This is a genomic window from Microbacterium galbinum (assembly GCF_023101185.1).
Lineage (GTDB): Bacteria > Actinomycetota > Actinomycetes > Actinomycetales > Microbacteriaceae > Microbacterium > Microbacterium galbinum.
On sequence record NZ_CP078077.1, the window covers coordinates 1,424,412 to 1,447,429 of the forward strand.

At 69.4% G+C, this 23,018-nt stretch carries 21 protein-coding genes and 1 pseudogene; 9 read left to right on the forward strand and 13 right to left on the reverse strand.

Annotated elements, in window-relative coordinates; all coding sequences use genetic code 11:
• The first annotated feature begins 1 nt into the window (after position 1).
• The 8 genes and pseudogenes from KV396_RS07060 to KV396_RS07095 all read left to right on the forward strand — a co-directional run bounded on the left by KV396_RS07060 (position 2) and on the right by KV396_RS07095 (position 8,538).
• On the forward strand, positions 2-706 hold the full coding sequence (locus KV396_RS07060; protein WP_247633337.1) for a GntR family transcriptional regulator: 705 nt from the start codon (positions 2-4) through the stop codon (positions 704-706).
• A 226-nt stretch (positions 707-932) separates the two neighbouring features.
• On the forward strand, positions 933-3,896 hold the full coding sequence (locus tag KV396_RS07065; RefSeq protein WP_247957332.1) for a Na+/H+ antiporter subunit A: 2,964 nt from the start codon (positions 933-935) through the stop codon (positions 3,894-3,896).
• A pseudogene (locus tag KV396_RS07070) lies at positions 3,896-4,399 on the forward strand (Na(+)/H(+) antiporter subunit C); the annotation flags it as partial. The gene KV396_RS07065 and the pseudogene KV396_RS07070, both read left to right, overlap by 1 nt.
• Positions 4,400-4,641: 242 nt before the next feature.
• On the forward strand, positions 4,642-6,198 hold the full coding sequence (locus tag KV396_RS07075; RefSeq protein WP_247623944.1) for a Na+/H+ antiporter subunit D: 1,557 nt from the start codon (positions 4,642-4,644) through the stop codon (positions 6,196-6,198).
• Entirely contained in the window at positions 6,195-6,797 is a 603-nt protein-coding gene (locus KV396_RS07080; protein WP_247633335.1) for a Na+/H+ antiporter subunit E, read from the forward strand. Before KV396_RS07075 ends, KV396_RS07080 begins: the two co-directional genes overlap by 4 nt.
• Complete coding sequence (locus tag KV396_RS07085; protein ID WP_247623942.1) at positions 6,794-7,063, forward strand: monovalent cation/H+ antiporter complex subunit F; 270 nt, start codon at positions 6,794-6,796, stop codon at positions 7,061-7,063. Before KV396_RS07080 ends, KV396_RS07085 begins: the two co-directional genes overlap by 4 nt.
• Positions 7,060-7,449 carry a monovalent cation/H(+) antiporter subunit G gene (gene mnhG / locus KV396_RS07090; protein WP_247623941.1) on the forward strand — a complete coding sequence of 130 codons (390 nt, stop codon included), beginning with the start codon at positions 7,060-7,062 and terminating at the stop codon, positions 7,447-7,449. Before KV396_RS07085 ends, mnhG begins: the two co-directional genes overlap by 4 nt.
• Before the next feature lie 207 nt (positions 7,450-7,656).
• Complete coding sequence (locus KV396_RS07095; RefSeq protein WP_247957333.1) at positions 7,657-8,538, forward strand: type IV toxin-antitoxin system AbiEi family antitoxin domain-containing protein; 882 nt, start codon at positions 7,657-7,659, stop codon at positions 8,536-8,538.
• A gap of 243 nt (positions 8,539-8,781) precedes the next feature.
• On the opposite strand, the gene KV396_RS07100 is transcribed toward KV396_RS07095, so the two are convergent.
• From KV396_RS07100 to argG, 5 genes are all read right to left on the reverse strand, one after another.
• A complete protein-coding gene (locus KV396_RS07100; protein WP_247633333.1) occupies positions 8,782-9,543 on the reverse strand; it encodes an alpha/beta fold hydrolase in 762 nt (253 codons plus the stop codon).
• A 63-nt stretch (positions 9,544-9,606) separates the two neighbouring features.
• Positions 9,607-11,463 carry a YhgE/Pip family protein gene (locus KV396_RS07105; RefSeq protein WP_407665594.1) on the reverse strand — a complete coding sequence of 619 codons (1,857 nt, stop codon included), beginning with the start codon at positions 11,461-11,463 and terminating at the stop codon, positions 9,607-9,609.
• 11 nt (positions 11,464-11,474) lie between these two features.
• Positions 11,475-12,341 (reverse strand): hypothetical protein, encoded by an 867-nt coding sequence (locus KV396_RS07110; protein ID WP_247957335.1) that lies wholly within the window; start codon positions 12,339-12,341, stop codon positions 11,475-11,477.
• Positions 12,338-12,964 carry a TetR/AcrR family transcriptional regulator gene (locus KV396_RS07115; RefSeq protein WP_247957336.1) on the reverse strand — a complete coding sequence of 209 codons (627 nt, stop codon included), beginning with the start codon at positions 12,962-12,964 and terminating at the stop codon, positions 12,338-12,340. The genes KV396_RS07110 and KV396_RS07115 overlap by 4 nt, the downstream gene beginning before the upstream one ends.
• A gap of 146 nt (positions 12,965-13,110) precedes the next feature.
• Entirely contained in the window at positions 13,111-14,544 is a 1,434-nt protein-coding gene (argG, locus tag KV396_RS07120; protein ID WP_247633329.1) for an argininosuccinate synthase, read from the reverse strand.
• A 253-nt stretch (positions 14,545-14,797) separates the two neighbouring features.
• On the opposite strand from argG, the gene KV396_RS07125 reads away from it, so the two are divergent.
• Positions 14,798-15,505 carry a ZIP family metal transporter gene (locus tag KV396_RS07125; RefSeq protein WP_247957337.1) on the forward strand — a complete coding sequence of 236 codons (708 nt, stop codon included), beginning with the start codon at positions 14,798-14,800 and terminating at the stop codon, positions 15,503-15,505.
• A gap of 69 nt (positions 15,506-15,574) precedes the next feature.
• Here KV396_RS07125 and KV396_RS07130 read toward each other — a convergent pair whose 3' ends face one another.
• The 8 genes from KV396_RS07130 to KV396_RS07165 form a co-directional block, all read right to left on the reverse strand.
• Positions 15,575-16,678: a DUF4064 domain-containing protein gene (locus KV396_RS07130; RefSeq protein ID WP_247957338.1), complete on the reverse strand. Its 1,104-nt coding sequence runs from the start codon at positions 16,676-16,678 to the stop codon at positions 15,575-15,577.
• Complete coding sequence (locus KV396_RS07135; protein ID WP_247957339.1) at positions 16,678-17,439, reverse strand: hypothetical protein; 762 nt, start codon at positions 17,437-17,439, stop codon at positions 16,678-16,680. The genes KV396_RS07130 and KV396_RS07135 overlap by 1 nt, the downstream gene beginning before the upstream one ends.
• Entirely contained in the window at positions 17,432-18,523 is a 1,092-nt protein-coding gene (locus KV396_RS07140) for a vWA domain-containing protein (RefSeq protein WP_247957340.1), read from the reverse strand. The genes KV396_RS07135 and KV396_RS07140 overlap by 8 nt, the downstream gene beginning before the upstream one ends.
• Entirely contained in the window at positions 18,520-19,506 is a 987-nt protein-coding gene (locus KV396_RS07145) for a VWA domain-containing protein (protein WP_247957341.1), read from the reverse strand. The genes KV396_RS07140 and KV396_RS07145 overlap by 4 nt, the downstream gene beginning before the upstream one ends.
• On the reverse strand, positions 19,497-19,985 hold the full coding sequence (locus KV396_RS07150; protein ID WP_247957342.1) for a hypothetical protein: 489 nt from the start codon (positions 19,983-19,985) through the stop codon (positions 19,497-19,499). The genes KV396_RS07145 and KV396_RS07150 overlap by 10 nt, the downstream gene beginning before the upstream one ends.
• On the reverse strand, positions 19,972-20,880 hold the full coding sequence (locus tag KV396_RS07155; RefSeq protein ID WP_247957343.1) for a DUF58 domain-containing protein: 909 nt from the start codon (positions 20,878-20,880) through the stop codon (positions 19,972-19,974). Before KV396_RS07155 ends, KV396_RS07150 begins: the two co-directional genes overlap by 14 nt.
• Before the next feature lie 49 nt (positions 20,881-20,929).
• Entirely contained in the window at positions 20,930-22,108 is a 1,179-nt protein-coding gene (locus KV396_RS07160) for an AAA family ATPase (protein ID WP_247633321.1), read from the reverse strand.
• A 125-nt stretch (positions 22,109-22,233) separates the two neighbouring features.
• A complete protein-coding gene (locus KV396_RS07165) occupies positions 22,234-22,923 on the reverse strand; it encodes a Pr6Pr family membrane protein (RefSeq protein ID WP_247957344.1) in 690 nt (229 codons plus the stop codon).
• Between the last annotated feature and the right edge of the window lie 95 nt (positions 22,924-23,018).

Here is a 23,018-nt window from a genome sequence, read left to right on the forward strand (position 1 = left end):
CATGTTCAGCGACGACGAAGCCCGTGGGCCACGGGCTCTGCCCGCCCGCCGTGCCCTCGTCGACGACGTCTACGACGCCGTGCTCGGGCTGCTCATGGACCGGGTGATCGAACCCGGTGCCCGCGTGAACATCGACGCGGTCGCCCGCGACCTCGACGTCTCGCCGACCCCGGTGCGCGAGGCACTCACCCGCCTCGAGTCCGAGGGGCTCGTGATCAAGCGCGCGCTCAAGGGCTACGTCGCCACCCCGCTGCTCGATGCCGACGGCCTGCGCGACCTCTACGACATGCGCGAACTCCTCGAGCCCGAAGCGGCCCGCCGCGCGACGACGCACATCGACGCCGAGACCGAGGCCGAGCTCACCGCCTCCGTGGCGCAGATGCGCACGGCATCCGCCCCCGACGACGACGAGCACTTCGAGAACTACCGCCGCTTCATCGACGAGGATCTGCACTTCCACCACCTCATCGCCGAGCACGCGCAGAGCCCGCTGCTCTCGGAGGCGATCGTGCGGCTGCGCTCGCACATGCACCTCTACCGGCTCAACTTCCGCCACGACTTCGAAGACGACACGGTCAGCGAGCACGAGAAGATCCTCTCCGCGCTGCGCGATCGCGATGCGGATGCCGCGGCAGCCGCCATGCTCACCCACATCACCAACTCCTACGCCCGCCTCGGCCCGGTGCTCGCGGCGCGCTCGGAGTAGCTCCCGGGGCGGGACGCTTCGACAGGCTCAGCGACCCGGTCGTGGTGGGTCCATGAGGTCGCGACCGTGGGTCCCTGAGGTCGCGACCGTGGGTCCCTGAGCCTGTCGAAGGGCGCCGCCTCAGGGCCGCGGCCTAACGGTTCCCTAACGCCAGGTAGAATGGAACCAGACACCCGCCCGCCTGCGCCGTTTTACCCCGGCCGACGAGCCCTGAGGAGCCGCGTATATGCTGACGCTCCTCGCCGTGTTCCTCCTCGGGTCTCTCCTGATGCCCGTTCTGGTGCGCTGGCTGGGGTCTCAGGCATTCGCGATCGCCGCTCTCATTCCCGCGGCGGCATTCGTCCATGCGCTCGTGATGACGCCGCAGGTGATCGATGGCGACTCCCCCTTCGTCTCGGTGTCGTGGATCCCGCAGCTCGGGCTGAACCTGTCGATGAACATGGACGTGCTCGGCTGGGTGCTCACGCTCATCGTCACGGGTGTCGGTTCGCTCGTTCTCCTCTACTGCCGCTGGTACTTCCACGACGACTCGGCCGGGATCGGCCAGTTCGCCGGCGTTCTGCTGGGCTTCGCCGGCGCGATGTACGGCCTCGTGCTCACCGACGACCTGGTCATGCTCGTCATGTTCTGGGAGGTGACGAGCATCCTCTCGTACCTCCTCATCGGCCACTACCGCCGCCGCGCGGCCAGCCGTCGTGCCGCGCTGCAGGCGCTGCTGGTCACCACGCTCGGCGGACTCGTGATGTTCGTCGGCGTCGTGCTGCTGGTGGTGGATGCCGGCACGTCGAGCATCCGCGAGATCCTCGCCGAGGTGCCGACCGGTCCGATGATCGATGCCGCGATCGTCATGCTCCTGATCGGCGCGATCAGCAAGTCGGCGATCTTCCCGTTCCACTTCTGGCTGCCCGGTGCGATGGCCGCTCCCACTCCGGTGAGCGCCTACCTGCACGCCGCCGCGATGGTGAAGGCGGGTATCTACCTCATCGCGCGCTTCGCGCCGATCTTCGCGCTGAGCCCCACCTGGCGTCCGATCGTGATCAGCCTCGGCATCCTGACCATGCTGATCGGCGGGTTCCAGGCGCTGCGCGAGACCGACCTCAAGCGCATCCTCGCCTTCGGCACCGTCAGCCAGCTCGGTTTCTTCGCCGTGGTCGTCGGCTACGGCACGCAGGCCGCGGCGCTGGCGGGGCTCGCGCTGGTCATCGGCCACGCGCTGTTCAAGTCGGCACTGTTCCTCATCGTGGGTGTGATCGACCGCCAGCTCTCGACGCGTGACATCAACGAGCTCTCGGGCGTGGGCCGGCAGGCTCCGGTCATGACGACGGCGGCGTTCATCTCGATCGCCTCCATGGCCGGCATCGCCCCGACCCTCGGTTTCGTGGCGAAGGAATCGACGCTCACCGCCCTGCTCGACGATGCGATCGGCGGGTCCGCGTGGGGACTCGTCGCCCTGATCGGCGTGATCCTCGGATCCATGCTCACTGCGGCATATGGCGTGCGCTTCCTCTGGGGAGCCTTCTGGACCAAGCGCGACGCGCAGGGCGATCGGATGCCGGACACCCCCTGGCCCGACCCGCCCGTCGGGTTCCTGTCGGCGCCGATCATCCTCGCGGGCGTCACGCTCGCCGCCGGCATCGGTGCTCCCGCGCTCGACGTCGCGCTGCAGGGGTACGCGGTCACGGCGACCCCCGGCCTCGACGCCGAGGGACTGGCCGTCGAAGGCCCGGGGCACCTCGCCCTCTGGCACGGCTTCGAGCCGGCGCTCGGCATCTCGATCCTGTCGATCGTGCTGGGCTTCGGGATCTTCCTGCTCTCCCGCCGCACGGGCTGGGACCGCAAGGCCCGCCTGCTGCCGTTCACCGCGGCCGATGTCTACTACTTCGTCATGCGCGGCGTCGACCGGCTGTCGGTGCTCAGCACGACCCTCACCCAGCGCGGTTCGCTGCCCGTGTACGTCGGCACGATCTTCGTGGTGTTCGTCGCCGCCGAGGTCACGGCGCTCGTCGCGACCGACATCGACCGCTTCCAGCTGTCGGCCTGGCACACGCCGGTGCAGATCGTCGTGGCGCCGATCATGGCCGCCGCCGGTCTCTTCGCGGTGCGGGCGCAGAAGCGCTACACCGGGGTCGTGCTCGTGTCGGTCACGGGCCTCGGCATGGTGGTGCTGTTCGCGACCAGCGGCGCCCCCGACCTCGCGCTCACGCAGATCCTCGTCGAGACCGTCACGATGGTGACTTTCGCCCTCGTGCTGCGCCGCCTGCCCTCGAAGATGGGCGAGCACAACGCCTCGGTCGGGCGCATCCCGCGTGCGTTGCTGGCGGTGGGCGTCGGTCTCACGATGGCGCTCGTCGCCGTGGTCGCCACGCAGTCGCGCATCCACGAGCCCATCTCCACCTCGTTCGCGCAGCTCGCCTACGAGATCGGCCACGGCAAGAACGTCGTCAACGTCGCCCTGGTCGACCTGCGTGGATGGGACACGATGGGTGAGCTGTCGGTGCTCGTGCTCGCCGCGACCGGTGTGGCCTCGCTCGTCTTCGTCACCCATCGCGCCGACATGCTCGCCGCCACCCTCAAGCTGCCGCGGTCGAAGCGCCGCCGCACGCAGAGCCGCCCGCTGGTCGAGACGACCGAGGGCATCCGTTTCCAGACCACCGAGAACGAGAGCAGCCCCCGGGCCTGGCTCGTCGGCGGAACGAAGATGAAGCCCGAGAACCGGTCGATCCTGCTCGAGGTGATCGTCCGGGTGCTGTTCCACACCATCATCGTGGTGTCGATCTTCCTGCTCTTCTCCGGTCACAACCTCCCCGGCGGCGGTTTCGCCGGCGGTCTCGTCGCGGGCATGGCGCTCGTCATGCGCTACATCGCGGGTGGCCGCTGGGAGCTCGGTGCAGCCGCACCCACCGACGCGGGACGTCTGCTCGGCGCGGGCCTCATCCTCGCGGTCGGCAGCGCGCTGATCCCCCTGTTCTTCGGCCAGGCGCCGCTCACCAGCACGTTCTGGGAGTGGGAGATCCCCGGCTTCGGCCACATGGAGTTCGTCACCTCGACGATCTTCGACGTGGGCGTCTACCTCGTCGTCATCGGCCTCGTGCTCGACGTGCTGCGCAGCCTCGGGGCCGAGGTCGACCGTCAGACCCAGGCGCTGCGCGATGCGCCGATGGTCTCGCGTGAGAGGCGGGGTGCCCACTGATGGACGTCTCGCTCACCCTCATCGTGATCATGGCCGTGCTCTTCGCCTGCGGCGTGTACGCGATGCTCGAGCGCAGCCTGACCCGCGTGCTCATCGGATTCCTGCTGCTCGGCAACGCGACGAACCTGCTGCTGATGATCGTCATGGGCGTGCCCGGACGCGCGCCGTTCTACGGCGTCGACGGTGAGATCAGCGATCCGCTCCCGCAGGCGCTCACCCTCACCGCCATCGTCATCACGTTCGCGGTCTCGGCGTTCCTGCTCGCGCTCATCTACCGCTCCTGGCAGCTGGGCCAGGCCGACACGGTCGAGGACGACGAGGCCGACATCGCGCTGCGCGAGCGCACCGACGCCGACGAAGATCTCATGGACGACGAGTCCGAGTCCGACGACGACAAGGCCACCACCGACTTCGTCGGCGTGCAGACCGCGCCGATCACGGTGCTCCACATGCGCGACCACTCGTCGATCCAAGACGACGCGCCCGTCGATCGGGCGTACGGCTCGTACGGGACGGATGCCTCCGCGGGCGTCCTCGATGCCGAATCGGCGCCTCCCGACGACGACGAGGTGGAGACCGAGTCCGTCGACGAAGCGGATGCCGAAGGATCCTCCTTCCGGACGGATGCCGACACCCACGCCGCCGATGCCGACGAAACGGATGCCGCGGACGCGGCCCGAGATACGGCTTTCGATCCGGCATCCGACGACAACGCCCCCGAGCACACCGATGAGGAGGATCGCCGATGAGCGTTCTGGTCCCCCTCCTCGTCGGGCTCCCGCTGCTGGGAGCCGCGATCACGCTCGTCTTCGGTCGCAACGCGCGCCTGCAGGTGTTCGTCACCGTCGTGACGCTCGCCGCCGTCTCGGTGATCGCCGCCGTGCTGCTGGTCGCCGTCGACGCCGGCGACACCCCGATGGCGGTGTCGGTGGGCGGATGGCCGGTGCCGTTCGGCATCGTGCTGTACGTCGATCGGCTCGCCGCCCTCCTCGTGCTGATCTCGAGCATCGTGCTGCTCGCCGTGCTCCTCTTCTCGATCGGCCAGGGTGCCGCCGACGGCACCGACGAGACCCCGATCTCGATCTTCAACCCCTCGTACCTGATCCTCGCGGCGGGCATCTTCAACGCCTTCATCGCGGGCGACCTGTTCAACCTGTACGTCGGCTTCGAGATCCTGCTCGTGGCCTCGTACGTGCTGATCACGCTGGGCAGCACCGAGTCGCGCATCCGCACCGGCGCCGTGTACATCGTCGTGTCGCTCGTGTCGTCGATCCTGTTCCTCGCGTCGATCGCGATGATCTACGGAGCCGTCGGCACGGTCAACATGGCGCAGATCGCCGAGCGCATGGCCGAGCTGCCGCAGGAGACGCAGCTCGTGCTGCACCTCATGCTCGTCGTGGCGTTCGGTATCAAAGCCGCCATCTTCCCGGTGTCGTTCTGGCTGCCCGACTCCTACCCGACCGCGCCCGCCCCGGTCACCGCCGTCTTCGCCGGATTGCTGACCAAGGTCGGCGTCTACGCGCTCATCCGCACCGAGACGCAGCTGTTCGCCTCGAACAGCATCGACACGCTGCTGTTGATCATCGCGCTGGCGACCATGGTCGTCGGCGTGCTCGGCGCCGTCGCGCAAGCCGAGCTCAAACGAATCCTGTCGTTCACGCTCGTCAGCCACGTCGGGTACATGATCTTCGGTCTCGCGATCGCGACGCCCGCGGCCATCGGCGCCACGGTGTATTACATCGTGCACCACATCGTCGTGCAGACGACCCTGTTCCTCGCCGTGGGGCTGATCGAACGAAGAGCCGGCAGCACCTCGATCCTGCGGGTCAAGGGGCTGCTGAAGATCGCGCCGGTGATCGCCGTGCTCTACTTCATCCCCGCCATCAACCTCGGCGGGTTGCCACCCTTCTCCGGGTTCATCGGCAAGTTCGCGCTCTTCGAGGCCGCGGCATCCGTCGGCACCCCCCTCATGATCGTGCTGATCATGGGCGGAATCCTCACCTCGCTCCTCACCCTGTACGCGCTCATGCGCGCCTGGAACCTCGCGTTCTGGCGTGAGGAGGAGGACTCGACCGAGACCGAGGGACGCATCTCGTACCTCGGCAACGCGCCCGCCGCCGATGAGCAGCAGGAGCGTCGCCGCATTCCCAAGATCATGACGCTCGCGACCGCCGGCATGGTCGGGGTCACCGTCGCGCTCACCGTCTTCGCGGGCCCGCTCTACGAGCTCTGCGACCGCATCGGCGAGACGCTGCTGCAGCCCGTCAACCTCGTGCAGCTCGAAGAGGAGGTGGGCGGATGAGTCCCGAGGGCAAGCGCCACTTCTGGCGCGACCTGCGCGCCCAGCTGCCGTTCCTCGCCTGGCTGGTCGTGCTGTGGATGCTGCTGTGGGGGCAGTTCACGCTGCTGGCGTTCGTCTCCGGACTCGTCGTCGCGGTGTTCGTGACCCGGGTGTTCCGCCTGCCGACGGTCGAGCTGTCGGGGCGGGTCAACGTCTTCTACGCCGCGCTGTTCGTGGTGCAGTTCCTCTGGGCGCTGCTGCGCGGTGCCGTCACCGTCGCCATCCAGGTCTTCGACTTCCGCAAGCAGCCGGGCACCGCCATCATCGCGGTGCCGCTGCGCTACGCCGACGACCTCGTCATGACGCACGTCGCTGTCGTGTCATCGCTCGTGCCGGGCTCGCTCGTGGTGGAGGCCGACCGTGATCGCCGCGTTCTCTACATGCACGTGATCGGCGTGGACGGGATGGACGACGTCGAGAAGCAGCGCCGCATCGTGCTGCGCTGGGAGCGGCGGGTGGTGCGTGCGCTCGGCGATCCCGCGCAGTATCGTGCGCTCAAGGCCGATGAGCGGGCACGCGCGACCGCCGCCGGATCTTCGACGAAGGGCGGTGCCCGGTGAACATCCTGCTGCTCGTGATCATGGTGGTGTTCGGCATCGCCGCGATCCTCACCGTCATCCGCATCTTCCGCGGGCCCACGATCCTCGACCGCGCGGTCGCCTCCGACGTGCTGCTCACCGAGGTCATGTGCGTGCTCGGTGCCGAGATGGCGATCAACGGCCATACCCGCAGCATCCCGGTGCTGCTCATCATCGCCGCGATCGGCGTCTTCGGATCGATCTCGGTCGCCCGCTTCGTCGCACGAAGGGACAACACGACGCCATGAACATCTTCGGTCTCGTCATCCCCGACGCCGTCATCGACGTGACGGTGCTCGTGCTCATCCTGCTCGGCGCGCTGCTCTGCCTCTCGGCCGCGGTCGGGCTGCTGCACTTCCGCGATGTGCCGTCACGACTGCACGCCGCCACCAAGCCGCAGGTGCTCGGACTCGTGTTCATCTGCCTCGCGGTCGCCCTCGCGCAGCGCAGCGTCGGCGGCATCCTGCTGGGGCTGCTGCTGGTCGCCCCGATCGTGCTCATGCAGTTCGCGACCGCCCCGCTCTCGGCGCACATGGTCGGACGCCAGGCGTACCGCAACGGCTCCGCCGATCAGCGCCACCTCGTCGTCGACGAGCTCGCCGACGCCAAGCAGACCCCGCCCGCCGCGGGGTAGTGCCGGGCGCGTCGGTTCACAACTCCGGATAATCAGGCACTATCCACCTGAATCTGCTGTCCTGCGCGCCATCCCATCAGTTTCTCCGGAGTCGTGAACAAGCTGGGAGGGCGCGACTACTCCTCCACGGCGCGCCAGTGTGCCGGACTTGTTCCGATGGCCGCGATACGTGAGTAGCGCAGGCCCCCCGCCGCACACACTGCTGTGGTGCGAAACAGCAAGAAAGCCGTCAGAGATCGAGTCGTAGAGGTGTATGCGCCCTGCGTGTTCACGCGATCGGATCTGCTCGCTCGCGGGCTGAGCGGGCGCTCGATCACGCGGGCCGTCGAGGCGGGAGCGCTGCTACGGCTGCGACGAGATCGCTATGCGTATCCGGACATCGCGGCCGAGGTCGCAGAGGCCGTGCGCATCGGTGGACGACTGTCCTGCCTGTCGCTTCTCGTGGCGATCGGAATCTTCGTGCATCGGGCCTCGGGCCTGCACGTGCAACTCGCACCCGACGCGTCGCGCGTGCGACCGCCTGGCTCAGCACGCACTCGGCTGCATTGGAGCGCACCGTCGTCCGTGCCGGCGCCCCTGCATGCGGCGGCATTCGAGGATGTCGTCCGACATGCGATCAGATGCCAGACGCCTCGTGGTGCACTGGCGACGCTCGACAGCCTGCTCCACCACAGGCTTCTGACTCGGAGACAACTCGCCACGATCTTCGACGGGTTGCCGCAGCGCTACGCCCGCCTTCTTTCCCTCGTCGATGCGACCGCAGAGTCGGGGCCGGAGACCTTCATGCGCCTCATCCTGAAGGCGATCGGCGCAGAGTACGAGACGCAGGTGCGCATAGAAGGAGTCGGGCGCGTGGACTTCGTCATTGAGGGGTGGTTGATCATCGAGTGCGACAGCAGGGAGTTTCACGAAGGATGGCTCGCGCAGGTCGAGGATCGGAGACGGGACCTGGCTGCTGCCGCACGCGGCTACGTCACGATTCGACCGCTTGCAACGGACGTCATGGAGCGACCGGACATCGTGCGAGGTGCCGTGATCGACGTGATGGCTGCTCTTGGCATGCGTGGCGGACGCGGCCGGCGTTCATAATTCCGGATACTCAGGGGCTCAGCACACACTTGCGCTCATGAAGGGCGCGAGAGCGCGCAGAACTCCGGAGTTGTCGACGTCCGAGACCGGTGGGCGGGGAGGGGGAGGAGTGCGATCGTCCGAGCGTTCGCTCTGGACGCTCTGTTCATAACTCCGGAGAAAGCGCCGTCGATGTGGCTACCGCGAGCCTGTGGCCGGTGCGTGCGACCTTTCTCCGGAGTTATGCGCACTGCGCGACGCCCCTCACAACTCGGCGGCGAAGCCCTCGATCAGGCGGGCGGCGGGCTCGGAGTCGCTGATCAGCGTGCCGTGCCCGTGGTCGGGGATCACCTCGAGCCGGGCGCCGGGAATCGCATCGAGGATCGCACGGCACCAGCTCATCGGCGCGAGCGGGTCGTCTTCACCGCGCAGCACGAGCACCGGCGCCGTGATCCGCACGAATGCCTTCTCGGGCTGGTGAGCGATCGTGGCCCTGATCTTGCGGATCAGGTGCGGCCCGCCGCGCAGGTACTCGCGCGCGCCGCGCCAGATCACCAGCGGCCGCTCGCCCATCAGGTCGCGCATCAGGTACGAGCCCTGCGCGGCGAGGTTGCGCTTGGTCTTGTCGACGGTGGGCCCGGCGAGTACGACACCCGAGACGAGGAGCGGATGCCGTGCCGCGAGCTCCGCCGCGATCTGGCTGCCCATCGAGTGCCCGATCACCACGACGGGTCCTTCGCCCGTGTGCCGGAGGTATGCCGCGACGAGGTCGGCGTGGCGCTCCATCGTGAGGGTGCGGGTGGGTTCGGGGGCCTCGCCGAACCCCGGCAGGTCGAGCGCGATGAGCCGACCCGGGAGCCGCTGCGCGATGTCGAGGTAGACGCTGCGCCCCATGCCGATGCCGTGCAGCAGAAGGAACGTCGGCTCGCCCTCGCCGAAGGTCTCGGCGATCAGTGTCGACCCGGCGTGCTCGAACTCGAGGAGCGTGACGGGGGTCCCGGCGGGGGCGAGATAGCTGGTGGGCACCGTTCCACGTTAGTAGAGACGGCCTCCCGCCCCGCGCCGGGGACTCAGCCCCGGCGCCGCACCTCAGCCGATGAGACTGGGCTGCAGGTCGCGCAGCGTGCGCCGATGCGTCATGCGTGTCACGCCGATCATCGCGAACAGCAGCGCACCGACCAACCAGATGCCGAGCACGATCAGGTCGCCGCCCGCTCGGGCGAGATCACCCCCGTACATCAGCTGCCGCATCGCATCGACGACGTAGCCGAGCGGCAGCACGTGGTGCAGGGCCGCGAGCGGGGCGGGCAGCGTCTGCCAGGGGAACGTGCCGCCGGCGGTCACGAGCTGCAGCACCATGAGCACGAGCCCGAGGAACTGCCCCACCGAGCCCAACCACACATTGAGCGCGAGGATGATCGCCGCGAACGTCGCCGAGGCGAACACCAGCACCCCGAGGGTGCCGAGCGGATGGTTGAACGTGAACCCGAGGGTGAGCGCGAGGATGCCCATGAGCCCCAGCATCTGCACCGCGCCGAGCGCCGCGGGCGTCAGCCACCCGGCGAGCGTGATGCGGATCGGGGAGTGCAGCGCGGTGATCGCGCGCCGCGAGATCGGCTTCACGATGAGGAACAGCGCGTAGATGCCGATCCAGGCCGAGAGGGCGGCGAAGAACGGGGCGAGCCCGGCGCCGTAGTCCTCGGCCGAGGCGACCTTGTCGCTCGACACCTTCACCGGGTCGGCGATCGTGTCGGCCTGCAGGCTGCGCAGCTCGGGGGTGGATGCCGGGATCTGGTCGACACCGGATGCCAAGCCGTCGCGCAGTTCGGCCGCCCCGCTGGCGAGGGTGCTCAGTCCGTCGCGCAGTTGCGCGGCGCCGTCGTTGGCGGATGCCGCGCCCTCCGCGACCGTTCCCGCACCGGTAGCGAGGCTCGAGGCGCCGGTCGAGAGGGTCGCCGCGCCGGAAGCGACCTGTGCCGCGCCATCCGCGAGCTGATCGATCTTGCCGACGTCCGCCTGCACGGTCGCGTTGCCGTCCTGCAGCCGCGTCGCGAGCGGGTCGAGCTTCGCGAGCACCTGGTCGATCTCCTCGGGTGTGAGGCCCTGATCGGTGAGGATCGTCGTGATGTCGGTGCGCACCTGCGGCAGGGCATCCGTCGCCTGCTGCACGACCGAGCCCGCCCGGTCGGCGATGTCGGCGAGCTGGCGGTTGCCGTCGCTCACCTGCGCGGCACCGTCGGCGAGGGACTGCGCCCCGGTCGCCAGGGTCTGGGCGCCGGAGGCGAGCTGCGCGGTGCCGTCGGCCAGCTGGGCCGTGCCGTCGGCGAGGGTCGCGCTGCCCGTGGCGGCGGTGTTCGCGCCGTCGGTCAGCTGCGTCGCCCCGTCGGTCGCGGTCACGAGGCTGTCGCGGATGTCGCTGAGCCCGGTAAGCAGCCGCTCGGCCGCCTCGCTTCCGACCATCTCGGCCACCGAGCTGCGGATCTTCTCGACCGCCTGCGTGCCCATCGACGATGCGAGGTAGTTGTTCGCGTCGTTGGTCTCGAGGTCGATGCGGGCCTGGTGCGGGTCGTCGCCCGCGGCCGAGGTCAGCGCCGTCGAGAAGTCGGAGGGGATGGTCACGGTGAAGTCGACGGTGCCGTGGCGCAGGGCATCCGCTGCTTCGTCGGCCGTCATCCGCTGCCAGTCGAAGGCGTTGCCGTCGATGAGGTTGTCGGCGACGTCCTCGCCGTAGTTGACGGTGTCGCCGGCGGCGGCGTCGGATGCCGTGGACGGCGCCCCCGCATCGTCGACGACGAGAGCCACCGGCACCTCGGGGAACTTGGCGTAGGGGTCCTGGTTCGCCCAGAGGTAGAGGCCGCCGTAGAGGATCGGCACGCACACGAGCGCGATGAGCGCGATGATGCCCATCTTGCTCGCCGTCAGCCGCCGCAGCTCGGCGGCGATCATCGCGGGAACCTTCATGAGGCGGCTCCGTTCGTGTCGTCTTCGGGGTCGGGGTCCGGGGTGGGGGACGCTTCGACAGGCTCAGCGACCCACTCCTGCGGCTCAGCGACCCACTCGTGAGGCTCAGCGACCCGCTCGCTGGGTCCCTGAGCCTGTCGAAGGGCCCCGCCCCGCTCGACCTCACCGTCGTCCGAACCGCTCACTTCGGCATCCGCTTCCGCGTCGGCATCCGCTTCCGGCTCGAGCACGAGTGGCTCGACCGGGCCGGAGGCGTTGACCGCGCCGAGCTCCTGCATCCGCTCCAGCGCCACGGCGGCCGAACCGCCGAGGATCACGAGCATCGCGAACCCGCGCTCGGCGAACTCGGCGGCGATGCGCCACCAGCCGTCGGGCGAGCCACCGTGCCGGTCGGGCGACACGAGCACGACGGCATCCGTTCCGTCGCGCAGCACCGCGAGCTCGCACAGGATGCGCACGCGCGCCGAGGGGTCGATGTTGCCGATCGGCACCGAGGCGAGCTCGGCGTATCCGAGCTGCGACAGCCAGCGCTTGGCGTGCAGCGGCGTCGCGCCGAGCCCGGCGAACATCAACTCCTCGCCGACGACGCCCGCGAGCGAGATGTCGGGGTGCGGGTCGCTGACGTCGGGGGCGTCGACGAGGGCGACCCGGCGGCGCAGCTCCTTGGCGCTGTCGGAGTCGTCGATCGTGACGCGACCGGTCTCGGGGCGCATGCGTCCGCTCGCGATCAGGCCGAGGACGGTCGGACGCTGCTCGGTCTCGGCGAGCGCGTAACGCACCTCGCCGGTGTGGAACTCGAGAGTCGTGGGCGGGAGGGCCTGGCCGTTCTTGCCCTTGCTCACGTCGTGCAGGGTGATCCTCATGCGGGGGCCTCCGTCGGGCCGGTGACGATGTCGGGGTGGGCGGCGAGCAGCTCATCGGTTTCGCGCCACGAGAGCCCGGCGATGCTGAGCACCGCGCGGACGGCGAGGTTCGCGGCGCCCGTGCTCGCGGCATCCGTGCGGGAGATGACCGTGCGCGCGATCTCCTCGATGAGGCGGGCGAGGGTGGGGGCGGCGAGGTCGCTGCGGAAGCTCCCGTCGTCCTGGCCGCGGCGTACCAGGGCGGCGACCGTGCGGCGCAGCGGGGCGAGGGCGTCGGCCGTGTGCTGCACGTGCGCCTCGTCGAGCGCGAGAGCGGCCGCGACCTGTACGTGCGCGGCCTCGTGCCAGAGGCGTGCCGTGAGGCGGGCGAGGGCGAGGCGGGCGTCGGCGTCGGTCACGGATTCGGCGATGGCGTTGAAGCGCTGGGCGCCGGTCGAGATGAGTTCGCGGATGAGGGCTTCGCGGTCGTCGAAGTGGCCGTAGAGGGTGCGGCGCGAGAGGCCGGCGCTGCGGGCGATCACGTCGACCGAGGCGTAGGGGTCGACGGAGAGCGCGGAACGGGCGGCGTCGAGGATGCCGGCGCGGTTCTCGACGGCGTCGCGGCGGGGTGCGCGGGTGGTCATGGATTCGAGTGTACTTAATGTGCACAGTTGTGTGCAAGATAACTCGACGGACTCACAGCATCCGCTCGTGCCACGCACTCCGCGGGACCGCACGGAAAAGGGGGCGGATGCCGCAGCATCCGCCCCCTGATCGAAACCCGTGAGGGTCAGTCGGTGCCGGAGTCGAAGGCCGCGCCCTCGGAAGCCGTGTCGACCGCGTCGGCGAGGTTCTCGTCGACCTCTTCGACCGCACCCGTGATCTCGCCCGACTCGCCCGCGGTCACGCGACCGACGAGCTCGCCCGTGGCGCCGCCGACGAGGCCGAGGCCCGCGTACTGCTCGAGGCGGGCACGCGAGTCGGCGATGTCGAGGTTGCGCATGGTGAGTTGGCCGATGCGGTCGACCGGGCCGAAGGCCGCATCGCCGACGCGCTCCATCGACAGCTTCTCGGGGCCGTACGACAGGTTCGGCGAGACGGTGTCGAGGATGGTCCAGTCGTCACCGCGGCGCAGACGGATCGTCACCGATCCGGAGATCGTGAGGCCGACCCAGCGCTGGATCGACTCGCGCAGCATGAGCGACTGCGGCTCGAGCCAGCGACCCTCGTACATGAGGCGACCGAGGCGTCGGCCCTGCTCGTGGTACGTCGCGAGGGTGTCTTCGTTCAGGATGCCGTTGACCAGGCGCTCGTAGGCGATGAACAGCAGGGCCATGCCGGGGGCCTCGTAGATGCCGCGCGACTTCGCCTCGATGATGCGGTTCTCGATCTGGTCGCTCATGCCGAGGCCGTGGCGTCCGCCGATCGTGTTCGCCTCGCGCACGAGCGCGACCGGGTCGGAGAACTCGACGCCGTTGAGGGCGACCGGGCGGCCGGCCTCGAACGTGACGGTGACGTCTTCGCTGTCGATCGCGACCGACGGGTCCCAGAACTTCACACCCATGATCGGGTCGACGGTCTCGAGTGAGACGTTCAGGTGCTCGAGGGTCTTGGCCTCGTGCGTCGCGCCCCAGATATTGGCGTCGGTCGAGTAGGCCTTCTCGGCCGAGTCGCGGTACGGGAAGTCGCGGGCGACGAGCCAGTCGCTCATCTCCTTGCGCCCGCCGAGCTCGGTCACGAAGTCGGCGTCGAGCCACGGCTTGTAGACGCGCAGACGCGGGTTGGCGAGCAGGCCGTAGCGGTAGAACCGCTCGATGTCGTTGCCCTTGTAGGTGGAGCCGTCGCCCCAGATGTCGACGCCGTCCTCCTTCATGGCGCGCACCAGCATCGTGCCGGTCACCGCGCGCCCGAGGGGAGTGGTGTTGAAGTAGGTCTTGCCGCCCGAGCGGATGTGGAACGCACCGCACGAGAGCGCCACGAAGCCCTCTTCGACCAGCGCGGTCTTGGCGTCGACCAGGCGCGATGCCTCGGCGCCGTACTCGAGCGCACGGCCCGGGATCGAGTCGATGTCGTCTTCGTCGTACTGGCCGAGGTCGCCGGTGTACGTGTAGGGCACGGCGCCCTTCTCGCGCATCCACGCGACGGCGACGGAGGTGTCGAGTCCTCCGGAGAAGGCGATGCCGACGCGCTCGCCGACGGGCAGGGACTGGAGGACCTTGGACATACCCTCCAGTCTACGGCGGGCGGCGTGTCGCTCCCGAATGCGTGACGGCATCCGGATGCGGTCCATTCCGGCCTGCTGCCGGCTCCGGCTGCCGGCACCCGGCTGGCGGCTCCGGCGCACGCAGCGGAGGAGATCGCACGCAACGGAGGAGCGAATCCTCGAATCCGTCCTGCGGAGCGAGAGATCTCCTCCGCACGGGAGAGGCGGATGCCGTCGGCGCGCTGTCGTGCCAGAGTGGGCCACGGAGGTGCTCATGGGCGCAGCAGTGCTGTGGGGCGTGGTCGCGGCGGCGCCGCTGTTCATCGGTGCCGTGCTCGCGATGCTGCGGAAATGGCCGCCGCGCTGGCTGGGCTTCGTGCTCGGCTTCGGTGCGGGCGCGCTCATGGCCTCGATCGCCTTCGAGCTCTGGGAGGAGGGCCTCGATCGCGGGGGTCCGTTCCCCCTGGTCATCGGCGTCGCCCTCGGCGCGATCAGTTACTACGTCGCCGCACGCATCCTCGACGCGCGCGCCGCGAAGAAGAAGGGCGACGCGGGCGGCGGACAACTCGCCGTCGGTGCACTGCTCGACGGCATCCCCGAGCAGCTCGTGCTCGGCATCGGCCTCGCGTCCGGCGAACCGGTGAGCATCGCGCTCGTCGTCGCCATCCTCGTCTCCAACCTGCCCGAGTCGATCGGCTCGGCCGCCGACCTGCTCGACGGCGGCATGAAGCGCTCGCGCGTACTGCTGCTGTGGGCCGGCGTCGCCGTGATCTGCGCCGCCGCGACCGTCGCGGGCTTCGGCCTCGCGAGCATCACCGGCGACGCGTTCCGCACCGCGGCCAGCGGTTTCGCGGCCGGGGCGCTGCTCGTGATGCTCGTCGATTCGATGGTGCCCGAGGCCCAGTCCAAGGCCAAGGAGTCGACCGGTCTCGCGACCGTTCTGGGCTTCGCGCTCGCCGCGGGTCTCGCGCTCGCGAGCTGAGCGCCTCGGCGGGCAGCGACCCAGGGAGGCGAGGCTCAGCGACCCAGCGAGGGGCAGCGGCCCCGGGCCTCAGAACCCGGGGTACTCCTGGATCTTCTTCTCGAACTCGTCGCGGTCGTCGTCACTGAGCACGGCGCTCGCGATCACGAACAGCTGCAGTCCCTCGACCGGCTCGCCGGTGCGCGCGTTCTGCGCCTCGCGCTCGGTTCTGAATCCGCCGTCCGCGTCGTTCGACAGGTCGTAGATCGTCGCGTAGAAGCGCAGCGGATCGGGGTAGTTCTCGGTGTACGACTCCCACGTGTGCTGGGTGCGCGGGTCGTCGCTGCCGTAGAGCTTCTCGATCATCGTCGGGTCGATGCCCGATCCGGTCGGGTCGTTGAAGGCATACAGGCCGTACATCCCGTGCTCCTGCACGACCTGATCGATCACGGCCATGACCTGCTGCTTGCGCGCGTAGTCCTGGATCGGTTCGTTGGTCGCCCAGCCCGCCGAGCCGTACTCGTAGAGCATCGACTCCCCGCCGTAGCCGTTGCGCTCGGGCCGCAGGTCTTCGTCGGTGAACTGCGTCCAGGTGTAGCCGAACTCGTCACTGAGGCGCTGGCGCACGTCGGCGAAGAGGCTGTCGGCCTCGGCGCGCACCTCCTCGAGCGACTGCTGGTTCAGCACGTCCTGGTTGTCGGTGCCCTTGATGCCGGGGTAGGCCTCGGCGTGCTTCTGCTCGTCGGACTTCGATCCGTCGTAGTTGCCGCTGGCCGACGATTGCAGGGCGCTGAGCCCGCCGACGGTGGCGACGTTGAACAGCACCGCGATGACGAGGGCGATCGCGCCGAGCATCCGCCCCCGTCTCGTGGCGATCGCCGCGATGATGACCGCGACGAGCACGAGCTGCAGGGCGAGCATCGTGACGCCGTAGAGCAGGTCGGTGCCGCCGGCGAGCATCGTACCCAGCAGCACGATGGCGAACAGGATGCTGGCGAGCAGGGCGATCCATCCGATCGCGTTCGCCGACCGGCGCTCGTCGTCGCCGTCGGCCACCGACACGAACGTCGGGAACGCCGGTGCCTCCTGCGGTCCGGTGCCGCGGCGCGCACCCCGGTAGCCGCCGGGCGGCGGAACGGGTGGCGCACCTTCGGCGCCCGCGAGGTAGCGGGCGCGCTGGCTCTCGTGATCCATCACCATGGCCTGTCCGTTCCCGAGCCGGGCTCGTCGCCGCCCTGCTGCTGGTCGCGCTCCTGCGTGCCCTGGTCGAGCTTGTCCTTGAGGTCGTCGAGCTTCTGCTCGTCGGGCTGCTGCGGCTGCTCCTGCTCCTCCTCGCCCTCCTGCGGGTCGGGCTGCTGCTCCTGCTCCTGCTCCTGCTGCTGCTTCTCCTTCAGCCGCTCCTCGGAGTCGTCGAGGCTCTCGCCCATGTCGCGATCCGGATCGGACGACTGGTTCTCGGCCTCTTCGCTGTTGCACTCCTCGGGCGTCTCGACGACGATCGTCAGCGCCTCGGCGTACAGCTGGGCCGCACCGGCGCCGTCGCCGCCCTCGCGGGCCGCATCGCCCATCCGCTCGATCACGAGCGAGAGGTTGACGCGCACGGCGCAGACCTCCAGGCCCGTCGCCAGGTCGAGGGCCTCTTCGAGCTTCGTGCGTGCCTCGGGCAGTTCCTCGGCGCCCGCGAGCGCGGTGCCGATGTTGAAGGGGGCCTTGTACGGCTCGAACCAGTTGAGGAACTCCTGGCCCTCGGCCGCCGCCTCGGAGCCCGCGTAGTCGTCGACGACGTAGGCGCTGATCGCCTGGTGCGCGAACGCGTACATGCTGAGGATCTTGCCCACGAAGAACAGCGACACCAGCACGAGGGGCAGCGAACCGATCGCGATCCATCGACGGATGCTGCGGCGCCGACGGTTCGAGGCGAGCAGGTGCGCGGCCGCAGCCTGCGGGTCACTCATCGGGCTCCCCCTTTCTGCGGGAAGGGCGCTTCGACAGGCTCAGCGACCCGGTTTCCGAGCCGGCGGAGTCGATCTTCGGGGTGCGGAGGCCGCGCAGGCGGGCGATCAGCATGGCCGCGCGCGCCAATTCGATCCCGAGCAGCACGATGAGCACGAGCGCCGCAATCCAGTAGAGCTCGGTCACGTTGCCGACCTCGCCCGATTCGGCGTAGTTCGTGGTGGTCGTCGGCGCCTCGGGCAGCTGCGGCTCGGTGTCGGCCGTGCGGTGCTCGTACTCGACGCCGAGTTCGGCGGCCAGCGCCTGCAGGTTCTGCTCGTCGACGACCGACAGTGCATCGGAGCCCTGGTACTGGATGTACCCGGCATCCGTTCCGTCGACGCCGCCGCTGGTGATGCGCATGGGCCCGCCCTCGGCGGTGCCGTACCCGAACACCGCGCCGGCGTCGGTGTAGGGCGCGCTCGCGGCGAACGACTCGGGGTCCGACGACACGGTCTGCTCGCCGTCGCCGAAGTAGAACACCATGCGCGAGCGATCGGGCGACGACTCGGCCGCCGACGCGAGCGTCTGCTCGAGCAGGGTCGCGGCGATGCCGATCGAGCTTCCGCGCGACTGGCTCGTGACCTCGGGGCGCAGCACGTCGAGAGACCCGACCAGCGCCGTGGTGTCGGTGGTCAACGGCATCCGCAGTTCGGCGGCGGCATCGAAGGTGAGCAGCGCGAAGCGCGCGCCCGGGTACTCGGCGATGATCGTGCGCACGTCGGCGCGCACGCCGTCGAGGCGTGGCTCTCCGTCGGCCCAGTCCTCGGCGACGATGCTCGCGGTCGTGTCGACCACCAGCACGATGTCGGTGTCGGTCGCCAGGGTCTGCGTGGCGCCGCCGGGGATGCCGGGGCGCAGCAGCATCACGAAGCAGGCGAGCACCGCGGCCAAGCGCAGCGCCCAGAGCAGACGGTGGTTGCGCGTCTGGGCGGTCGAGCGCCCCGCGTCCTTCGGCGCGCGCACGAGCACCCACACCACGAGCGCGGCGATCGGGGCGAACAGCAGCAGGAGCAGGAAGACGTTGATGGCGGGTTGGAAGATCACAGTCGCACCCTCCACAGCAGCACCACGAACGACAGCAGCGCGATCGAGACGACCACGATCCACAGATCGGGGGCGTCGGTCCACACCACCTGCGCCTCGCCGCGGAGCTCGGTCGCGTCCTGCTCGCGCACCTGCTCGACGATGTCGCCGACCGTGGTCGTGTCGCGCAGTCCGTAGGCCTGGCCGCCGGTCGCTTCGGCCGCAGCGGCCAGTTCGGCGCTCACATCCGCGTCCTTGCCCTCGACGGGGTTCAGCGCGAACACGCGCACGCCGTTCGACGCGGCGTAGTTCGCGGCCTCTTCGAGCGTCACGATCGACGCGCCGTTGATCTCGTTGTCGGTCGCGAAGATCACCGAGCGCGAGCGCTCGTCGTCGGGGTGGTCGAAGCCCATCGCGCAGGCGGCGAGCCCGTCGCCGATCAGCGAGGCGCCGTTGCCGTTGAGCGTGCCGACCCAGTGCTCGGGGATCTGATCGACGTAGTCGAAGCTCTCGCGCATGCTCTCGAGGTGCGTGCGGATGAAGTCGTAGTCGTCGGTGAGCGGGAAGATCTGCACCGGCGAGCTGTTGAAGATCGTCAGCCCGATGCGCTCCCCCTCGAAGCCGTCGAGCAGCTCTTCGAACACCGTCAGCACCTCGACGTCGACCTCCGACATCGATCCCGAGACGTCGAGGCAGAGCATGATGTCGCGGCTCGTGTTGACGGGCTGGATCGTCTGGGAGGACATCGGCCGGGCGGCCACGACACCGGCCGTGATGACCGTGAGCGCACCCAGGAGCAGGATGCCGCTCAGGGCGATGATCCGTCGGGAGAGCGCTTCGCGGAACGCGGGCAGCGCGCGCAGACGCTCCGCGCGGGCGATGCGTGCGCGGTCGGTTCCCGTGGACTGCCCGCGGCGGCGCAGTCCGAGCGCGAGACCGATGCCGAGGGCGGCGATCACGACCGCGGCCGCGACGATGATGAGCCAGCCGTTCGCTAGTGCCATGAGCGCACCACCGTCCGCGCCGCCTCGGCGCCGGCGAGAGGATCGATCGGCGGGCCCTGGCGGAAGATGCTCGGATAGTAGTGTCGGCGCATCGCGTCGATCAGGGCGGGGTGCACTCCACGGGAGACGAGGTCATCGAGGGCGAGTACCGGGGCCTCGAGGCCGCTGTACTCGTTGACGAAGGTGCGCACCACGCGGCTCAGTTCGAGGTTGGCGTTGCGGGGCGAGAGCCGCTTCTCGCGGTAGTCGGTCTCGATCTGCTGCACGCGGTCGAGGTACTCCACGCGCAACTGGCTGAGCACGTCGCCCGTGAGCAGCTGCGGCTGCTCGATGCCGAGACGGTCGGCGGAGCGGCGCTGCTTCGTGAGCGCGATCACGAGCCATGCGCCCACGATCAGCAGGGCGAGGATGCCGAACGCGAGCAGCACCCAGCCCCAGCCGTACTGCGCCGGCGGGTAGAGCTCATCAGACCCGGGCATTCGACCTCCCGCCGGATCGGCTGAGCGCCCCGTGGAGCAGGCGCAGCAGCTGGGGGACGGCCGACTCCTGAGCCTCGAGCACGGCGTGGCCGATCTCGAGGCGCTTCAGGGTCTCGGCGAGGTGCGCCTCCTCGGCCTGCGCCTGCGCGGTGAGCTGGCGCACGATCGCCGCGTCACCCTGCACGAAGTCCGGCACGTCCCAACTGCTGTCGACATCGCTGCGGATGCGCCCCGTCGCGTGATCGAGCACCGGATCCGCGTCGCGGAGGGTGAGCCACAGCACGTCGTGCTGCACGCGCAGACGGCGCAGCATCCGCTCGGTCTCGCTCGTGATCGGCGCCTCGTCGGTGATGACGACGACGATCATGCGCCGCGACACCGTGCGGGTGACGTACGAGAGCAGGCCGTCGCGGTCGTTGGGAACCGTGCTCTCGTCGGTCGCCCGGCTGATCGTGCGCAGGGCGTGCTCGAGCGCGCCCTCGCTGCGACCGGGGGGCAGACGACGCGCGCGCGAAGCATCGCCGTACACCGTGGTGAAGTCGTCGCCGTGGCGCAGCGTCAGGATGCCGAGAGCACCGGCCGCCATGATCGCGAGGTCCTTCTTCGGGCGTTCGTCGGCCGCGAGGGCCGTCATCGAGCGCCCGGTGTCGACGACGAACAGCACCGTTTGCATGCGCATCGCCCGCGATCGCTTGACCAGCGGCGTGCCTAGGCGGGCGGTCGCGCGCCAGTCGATGTCGCGCACCTGGTCGCCGTACTCGTACTTGCGCAGGTCTTCGAAGTCCAGGCTGCGCCCGCGCAGCAGCGACGCGTGCGCACCGTCGAGCGCGTGCATCGACTTGCGCGACGAGTGCAGGAAGAGCTTGCTCTTCACCTGCGTGATCAGACTGGGCATGGGCTTCTGTTCCGGTGCGGGGGCGACTGTTCCGGGCTCGGCGACCGGGTCAGGGAGTGGGGACGGCGGCGAAGATCTGGTCGATGATCTCCTCGCTGCGGATGCCCTCGGCGTCGGCCTCGAACGTCAGCAGCACGCGGTGGCGCAGCACGAGGTGGCGCAGCTCGCGGATGTCTTCGGGCAGCACGTGCGAGCGACCCTTGAGCAGGGCGAGGGCGCGCGACGCCTGCAGGAAAGCGATGCTCGCGCGGGGGCTCGCGCCGTACTTGATGAACCGGGCGCGGTCGTCGCCGATGTACGGTGCGGGGTTGCGCGTGACGTACGCGATCGACACGATGTAGTTGCGGATCGCGGGGTCGACGTAGATGCGGCTCGCGACGTCCTGCAGCATGTGGACGTCGTCGAGCGAGATCGCGCTCGAGACGTGCCGGTCGGGGTCGAGCACACCGGAGTCGATGCGGCCGAGGATCTCGAACTCCTCGGCGGGGCTCGGGTACTCGACGATCTCCTTGAGCAGGAAGCGGTCCATCTGCGCCTCGGGCAGCTCATAGGTGCCCTCCTGCTCGATCGGGTTCTGCGTCGCGATCACGAGGAAGGGCTTCGGCAGGTGGTGCACCTCACCGCCGATCGTGGTCTGGTGCTCCTGCATCGCCTCGAGCATGGCGCTCTGGGTCTTGGCGCTCGAGCGGTTGATCTCGTCGAGCAGCACGAAGTTGGCGTGCACGGGGCCGAGCACGGTGCGGAACGAGCCGGTCGCCGCGTCGTAGATCTGGTTGCCCGTGATGTCGCTCGGCAACAGATCGGGCGTGCACTGGATGCGCTTGAACTGCGCCTTGACCGTGTCGGCGAGGGTGCTCGCGGCGGTCGTCTTGGCGAGGCCGGGCACGCTCTCGAGCAGGATGTGGCCGCCGGCGATGAGGGAGATGAGCAGGCTCATGCGCAGGCGCTCCTGGCCCACCATCTTCGCGGAGTAGGCGTCGGAGACGACCTTCAGCACGTCGCTCGCCCGCGAGATCTCCGCGTCGGACGGGGCCGTCCTGGGCGCGGCATCCGCTTTCGGAGCCGGGGCGGATGCCGGGGCCTGTGCAGGTGCGGCGGGGGCGGATGCCGGGAACGTCGGGGGCGCGTCACGCAGTTCGCTGCGCAGTGCCGGCGCCGGTGCGGGAGGCGCGGGCGGGGGCGGAGGGGCCGAATTCGTCGACGGGTCCGGCGCGTAGGGCTCGTTCATCTGCAGTCTCCTCGATCACGCGGGGAAACATCGCGTCCTTCCCCCGCACCAGGGTAACCGCATCCACCGACGCGCCGGCTCGGAGCCGATGGGGAGGAGTCCCCATCGGCCGAGCGACCGTCGGATCAGGGAACGCGGATGCCGCGGCGACGACCCACCCAGACCACACCGGCGGCGACGGCGACGATGCCGATCGCGATCCCGATGATGTAAAAGACGACCGAGCCCCATCCGCCGGGACCGTGCGGGTCGAGGAACGGATAGGGGTACCACCACGGGTTCCCGGTGATCGGGCCCGTGATGAAGTTCGCGCGCACCATCGTGTAGACGGTCCACACCAGCGGGAAGATCACGGCGACGAGGGCCGCGCTCCACGGCAGTGCGCGCCGACGCGGAGCGAAGAGCACATCGAGGAGCATGACGAGCGGCACGATCACGTGCAGCGTCTCGTTGGTCCACACCTCCGAGACGCCGTCGAGGTTGATGTACCGGAGGAGCAGGTTGTAGACGATGCCCGTGACGATCATGTAGGTGCTGGTGCAGACGAGCAGCGTGGCCAACCAGCGGGGTTCGGGGGTGTCGTCGCGTCGCGTGCGGATCATCCAGATCGCGGCGATCGTCAGGGAGACCACTGCGCCGATGTTCGACAGGACGGTGAAGAAGCTGAAGAAGTTCGCCACGACGGTCGGCACGTGCGAACCCCACTCGGTGGTCGACGAATGCGCGTTCGTGATCGACACCGTGATCTGCCGAACGAGCGCCGCCGCGCCGAGAAGGGCTGCGGCGATCCGCAGGTAGGGCCACCAAGTCGTCATCATGCCTCCGCCGCCAATGTATCGGGAGAAGCCCGATGACATCAGTGTGGAGTAGGCGCGAGCTCAGGCGCCACGGTCGGCTCGGGCCCGTACCG